The 5,825-nt window shown below is 64.7% G+C and carries 6 protein-coding genes; 3 read left to right on the top strand and 3 right to left on the bottom strand.

Annotation, left to right across the window (positions count from 1 at the left end; translation table 11 throughout):
* Positions 1 to 196: 196 nt before the first annotated feature.
* On the bottom strand, positions 197 to 700 hold the full coding sequence (locus EN906_RS20475; protein WP_127272277.1) for a hypothetical protein: 504 nt from the start codon (positions 698 to 700) through the stop codon (positions 197 to 199).
* Positions 701 to 891: 191 nt separating this feature from the next.
* Here EN906_RS20475 and EN906_RS20470 point away from each other — a divergent pair, with 191 nt between their 5' ends.
* The 3 genes from EN906_RS20470 (at position 892) to EN906_RS20460 (ending at position 4,059) form a co-directional block, all read left to right on the top strand.
* Positions 892 to 1,866 (top strand): L-threonylcarbamoyladenylate synthase, encoded by a 975-nt coding sequence (locus EN906_RS20470; protein ID WP_127270789.1) that lies wholly within the window; start codon positions 892 to 894, stop codon positions 1,864 to 1,866.
* 9 nt (positions 1,867 to 1,875) lie between these two features.
* Positions 1,876 to 3,306: an FAD-binding oxidoreductase gene (locus EN906_RS20465; RefSeq protein ID WP_127270791.1), complete on the top strand. Its 1,431-nt coding sequence runs from the start codon at positions 1,876 to 1,878 to the stop codon at positions 3,304 to 3,306.
* A 186-nt stretch (positions 3,307 to 3,492) separates the two neighbouring features.
* A complete protein-coding gene (locus tag EN906_RS20460; RefSeq protein ID WP_023808648.1) occupies positions 3,493 to 4,059 on the top strand; it encodes a DUF6101 family protein in 567 nt (188 codons plus the stop codon).
* A 36-nt stretch (positions 4,060 to 4,095) separates the two neighbouring features.
* On the opposite strand, the gene ubiA is transcribed toward EN906_RS20460, so the two are convergent.
* Both ubiA and EN906_RS20450 read right to left on the bottom strand, forming a co-directional pair.
* Positions 4,096 to 5,079 carry a 4-hydroxybenzoate octaprenyltransferase gene (gene ubiA / locus EN906_RS20455; RefSeq protein ID WP_164749081.1) on the bottom strand — a complete coding sequence of 328 codons (984 nt, stop codon included), beginning with the start codon at positions 5,077 to 5,079 and terminating at the stop codon, positions 4,096 to 4,098.
* Positions 5,080 to 5,147: 68 nt separating this feature from the next.
* Positions 5,148 to 5,825 (bottom strand): LysR substrate-binding domain-containing protein (locus tag EN906_RS20450; protein ID WP_127375334.1); only part of this gene is annotated, 678 nt, incomplete at its 5' end.

The raw sequence follows: 5,825 nt of genomic DNA, 5'->3' as shown, positions 1-5,825 counted from the left end.
ACGCCAAGCAACGACGCCAGCAGAAGGCCTGCCCCGGTTACGATTCCAGATTTTCTCATGATCACCCCCCTTTACCCCTAACGATGAAATCCCGTCTGCCAGAAATACCTAGAACGGGATTTGCCTGGCAATGGTGCGCCGGGCGCCAGACCACCGTCAAGTCACGCCATCGATGTCGGCTGTCTTGGAGCCGGGGCTATTTGGTGTAGCCGTTGGGAGGCATGTGCTGCCCTGCTGCCGGCGCCGGAGCGCTCGGCGGCGTGGGTTGGTTCTCGGCGTTCCCTGAGGGGGCTGCGGAGGCGGTGGCCGTTGCCGGCGCTGTGCCTGCCGCCGGCGCCGTGCCAGCGGCCGGCGCGGCACCGGCCGCTGGTGCAGCGGTTGGCGCCGGTGCAGGGAAATCGGGACCGGTAACGCCGCCACGAATGACCATCGGGCCTGGCTGGAAGCCGTGCCCGGTCGCGGGCTTGTCCGGGATCGCCGCCACTTTTTCATCGGTGACGTCGGGCTGCGCTTCCCCTTTTGCCACCACCGACAGCGCATCGCTGGCGCTGACCGCATCGGCGGTTCCAGGCTGGTTGGGGGCGCCGATCCTGACGATCGATGGGGTGGAGGATGGCGTGCCTGGAAAAACCAGGGATGACGCCTGGGCTTCGCCGGCCGCAACAGCAAGAATGATACCCAACAGGATACGCGCAGACACTGATGTCGCTCCCCTTTGCCCAGAAGCTCTTCGATAGCAGGCCGGAATTGATGCCGGCTTTCGCGGAAACATAGCATTTTAGGGATTGATAAATCGCCAATGCTCCTGCTCGCCAACAATAGGTTACCCAACAGCGGCTTGCCCAACGGCCGCCATCGTACTACGCACCCCGCATCTGTGAGGTGACGAGAGTGGCTGAAATACTTGGCTCGGGCGAGGCGCTGGAGCGGGCGCTGGCGCTGCTCATGGAAGGCGATGTCGTCGCCATCCCGACGGAAACCGTCTACGGGCTGGCCGGCGACGCCACCAACGGCATCGGCGTCGCACGCATCTTCGAAGCCAAGGGGCGCCCGCGCTTCAACCCGCTGATCGCCCATGTCGCGGATATGGCGATGGCAGAGCGCCTCGCGTTGTTCGATCCGCTGTCCAGGAAACTGGCGCTGGCATTCTGGCCAGGTCCGCTGACGCTGGTGCTGCCGCAACGGCCCGGCAACGGCATCCATCCGCTGGTCACCGCCGGGCTCGATACGATTGCCTTGCGCATGCCGAGGGGCTTTGGTGGCGAGCTGATCGCCAGGCTCGGCCGCCCGCTTGCAGCGCCCAGCGCCAATTCATCCGGCAAAATCAGCGCAACGACCGCGCAAGCGGTAGCGGCGGATCTCGGCACGCGCATAAAGCTGGTGGTCGATGGCGGCGCGACGCCGATCGGGCTGGAATCGACGATTCTCAAGGCCGAAGGGGACAGATTGCGGCTGCTGAGGCCCGGCGGCATCGCCGCCGAGGAGATCGAGGCGGCTATCGGCATGGAGCTGTTGCGCGGCGGCGCCGCCGGCGTCGAGGCGCCGGGCATGCTCGCCTCGCACTATGCGCCAGGTGCTGCGATGCGGCTCAATGCCGGCACGGTCGGCGAGGGCGAGGCTTTGCTAGGCTTCGGCAGCCAGAGGGCGCAAGGCTGGCGCCGCGCCGAAGCCTTCCTCAATTTATCCGAAACCGGTGACCTGCGCGAAGCGGCGAGCAATCTGTTTGCCTATATGCAGGAGCTCGACCGCTGCGGCGCGCAGACCATCGCCGTCGAGCGTATTCCCTTCGACGGGCTCGGTGAAGCCATTAACGATCGGCTGTCGCGTGCCGCCGCCCCTCGTGACATCACGCAGCCCACACCATAGTTTTCCCCCATGACCGAAATCACAGAGACACTCGATTCCGCTCTCATCGATCGCTTCGCGGCGATCGTTGGCGACAAATATGCGCTCCGCGACGAGCGCGATATCGCGCCTTACCTCATTGAGCGGCGCGGGCTCTGGCACGGCGCGACATCGCTGGTGCTGCGCCCGGGCAGTGTCGACGAAGTCAGCCGGATCATGCGGCTGGCGACGGAGACGGGAACGCCGATCGTGCCGCAAAGCGGCAACACCGGGTTGGTCGGCGCCCAGGTGCCGGACAGGTCCGGGCGCGAAATCGTCCTGTCGCTGTCGCGGCTGAACCGCATCCGCGAGATCGATGTCCTGTCCAACACGGTGACGGTCGAGGCCGGCGTCATCCTGCAGACGCTGCAGGAGGCAGCCGACGCCGCCGACCGGCTGTTTCCGCTGTCGCTGGCCGCGCAAGGCTCCTGCCAGATCGGCGGCAATCTTTCCTCCAATGCCGGCGGCACCGGCGTGCTTGCCTATGGCAATGCGCGCGAACTTTGCCTCGGTGTCGAGGTGGTGCTGCCGACCGGCGAGGTGTTCGACGACCTGCGCAAGCTGAAGAAGGACAACACCGGCTACGATCTGAAAAACCTGTTCGTCGGCGCCGAAGGTACGCTCGGCGTCATCACCGCCGCCGTGCTCAAGCTGTTCCCGAAGCCGAAGGGGCGCGAAGTCGCCTTCGCCGGCCTTTCGTCACCCGAGGCAGCACTTTCGCTGTTCAGCCTGGCCATGGACCGTGCCGGGGCAGCGCTCACCGCTTTCGAACTGATCGGCAGGCGGCCATATGATTTCACGCTGGCGCATGCCCAGGGCGTGGTGCGGCCGCTGATCGAGGACTGGCCGTGGTATGTGCTGATGCAGATTTCATCAGGCCGTTCGTCGGAGGATTCGCGGGCGTTGATCGAGGACGTGCTCTCGGCCGGCCTTGAACAGGAATTCGTCGGCGACGCCGTCATTGCGGCGAGCCTCGGGCAGGGGGATGCCTTCTGGAATTTCCGCGAGCTGCTGCCCGAGGCGCAGAAGCCGGAAGGCGCCTCGATTAAGCACGACATTTCGGTGCCTATTGCATCGATCCCGCGCTTCATCGAAGAAGCCGCCGGCGCCGTGGCGTCGGTAAGTGCAGGCGCCCGCGTGGTCTGCTTCGGTCATATGGGCGACGGCAATCTCCACTACAACATTTCGCGGCCAGTCGACGGCGATGATGAGGCGTTCCTCGCTCTCTATCACCCCATGAACAAGGCGGTGCACGGTGTGGTGCGCAGCCTGCACGGTTCGATCTCGGCCGAGCACGGCATCGGCCAGTTGAAGCGCGACGAACTGATCGCCACCGCGCCGCCAATGGCGATCGATCTGATGCGAAGGGTGAAGGCCGCTTTCGACCCGGCCGGCATCATGAATCCGGGTAAGGTTATCTGATCCTTTCCACATCTTGCGGCTGGTGGGATTCCGATAACCATCCCTGAGATCAGCAAAATTTAACCGACTTTCTTAAGCGGGGCGGTAAGGAGCCCGCGCTACTGTCTCCATACAAACGAGGCTGGAAAAACCGGCCCGGAGAGAACCGGACACCGGCTCTCAGGAGACAGACAGGAAGGCCACTCTATGAACACCGGACTGAAGCCAGTCTGGGCGGGACGCAACATGCGTCTCGACCCATTTCGCCTGCCGCAAGTGGTGAGCTACGCGACTCGCGACGACTACGGCGATGTAACCTTCACCATCGACCAGCGCGGCGCCGTGATCCGCCGCCTGCTCGAGATGAGCGGCCTGCCCGCGATCATCGTTCTGCCCGCCAATGCGTTCCGCGGCGTTGCCGCCCGCGCCATGGAGGATCCGGACGGCAATGTCACGGTGACCCTGGAACTCCTGCACAACGACCCGATGCTGTCGGTGCCGCTGCTGGTGGCCGACGATCTCGACGATGTCGCAGCCGACTGGCGCGCCTGGGCCGACGCTTACCGTCTGCCGATGCTGCTGATCGAATCGGACGGCGTTGCCCGCACCCTGGAAGAATCGCTCGGTGCCGCCATCAAGACGCTGCCGCCGCAGGATCGGCGCAAGGGGCGGATTTCGAACACGCGCCGTCCGCGTTTCCTCGCTCGCCGCAGGGCCGGCGCCCTCGGTCTCAGGCTGGTCATCGACGGCCAGGAGATTATTTCGAGGGATTAGCCTTCTTCTCCCCGTATAGTGACGGGGAGAAGAAGACTAAACCAGCGGCTTCAGAGCCACCCACACAGCGCCGCCGATCAGGCCCAGGAAGATCAGCCAGCCGACCTGGTTATTCGACCTGAACAGCCGCAGGCATTGGTCCGGATTGTCGATATCCAACACGGCGATCTGCCGCGCCATATGGGCGCCGGCGGCGATCAGTCCGGCCAGCGCCACCACCGGCGCTTGCGCCGACGCGAAGGCGATGGCGAAGCAGATCAGCGCGCCGCCATAAAGCCCGGCCAGCCACGATTTGGTGTTATCGCCAAACAGGCGTGCCGTCGAGCGCACGCCGACAATGGCGTCATCTTCCTTGTCCTGATGTGCGTAGATCGTGTCGTAGCCGATCACCCACAGGATCGAGCCGATATAAAGCATGATGGCAGGCCCATCGAGATCGCCGAACTCGACCGCCCATCCCATCAGCGCGCCCCAGGAAAAGGCAAGGCCAAGCACCAGTTGCGGCCAGTTGGTTATCCGCTTCATGAATGGATAGATGGCGATGACCGCCAGTGAGCAGATGCCGAGCAGGACGGCGAAGCTGTTGAACTGGATGAGCACGACGAGGCCGACCAGGGCCTGCAGGACGAGAAACAGCCATGCCCGCCGGCGCGTCGCCTTGCCCGACGGCAACGGTCGCGAGCGCGTGCGCTCCACCTGGCTGTCGATGTCCTCGTCGACGAGGTCGTTGTAGGTGCAGCCGGCGCCGCGCATGGCGATGGCCCCGACCAGGAACAGCACGAGATACAAAGGCGCCGGCAGCAGTGAGAGCAGCGGGTCGCCCGGACGCGGATAGGCGCTTGCCGCCAAGGCTGCCGACCACCAGCACGGCCACAGCAGCAACTGCCAGCCGATCGGCCTGTCCCATCGAGCAAGCTGCGCATAGGGCCATATCGAGCGCGGCAGCACGCGGTAGACCCAATGGCCGTTCGGCGCATCGGCGACACGGCCCTGGGCCGCTTTCGACTGGATATTTTCCATGTCCATGGAGTGGCAGCAGCGGCAGAAACCGTCAAGCGGCAAGCGGAGACGCGGCGCCTGTCAGCCTTTCACGAGGCAAAGATGTCGCGGGTGGCGAACCAGTCCCTGGCCACCTCGACGAAGGCCAGCGCTGCATTCGACACACGCTGATGCGTGTCATAGGTCAGCAGGATCCGCTGCATGGGCAGCGGATCGGACAGCGGCTTGCAGATAAGCGGCAGGCCGTCATAGCTGCGGTCGCCGTGCGGGCGGGTATAGCTGACCGCGACGCCGAAGCCGTTGGCGACCATGCTACGCTGCAGTTCGAACGAGCTTGTCGTCGTATCGGCCACCGGCGAGAGGCCGCGGCTGCGGAACAGGTCGAGCATGTGCTGCCAACTGTGCGGCTGATCCGTCGTGATCAGCGGATAGGCGGCCAGATCGGCAAGGCTGACCGTTGGGCGGTCCGCCAGGGCATGGCCTGCCGGCAACAGCGCGTGTGGACGAAGTTCGCGCAGCAGGATGCGGGCGAAATGCGTCGGCAGGCTGAGATCATAAGTCAGGCCGAGATCGATGGCCGCATCTCCCAGCCGTCGTCCCAGAGTCTCGAACGTCTCGTCGCGAACGACGATTTTGACGGCCGGATAGCGTTCGGAGAAGGCGCGGATCAAAGCCGGCGCGAAGAAAGGCGCCAAATCCTCGAAGCATCCCAGCACCAACTCACCGCTGACAGCCGATTTGCTTGAACCCAGGCCGACGAGTTCTTC

Origin of the sequence: Mesorhizobium sp. M7A.F.Ca.CA.004.06.1.1, from assembly GCF_003999135.1 — a bacterium.
Lineage (GTDB): Bacteria > Pseudomonadota > Alphaproteobacteria > Rhizobiales > Rhizobiaceae > Mesorhizobium.
Note: the sequence above shows the minus strand (reverse complement) of the source record. Positions and strands in the feature narration are given on the sequence as shown.

What these genes read in the sequence shown, in the direction of transcription:
- EN906_RS20465 (WP_127270791.1), top strand. Translation starts at nt 1,876, where the DNA reads ATGACCGAAATCACAGAGACACTCGATTCCGCTCTCATCGATCGCTTC.
- ubiA (WP_164749081.1), bottom strand. Translation starts at nt 5,079, where the DNA reads ATGGAAAATATCCAGTCGAAAGCGGCCCAGGGCCGTGTCGCCGATGCG.
- EN906_RS20460 (WP_023808648.1), top strand. Translation starts at nt 3,493, where the DNA reads ATGAACACCGGACTGAAGCCAGTCTGGGCGGGACGCAACATGCGTCTC.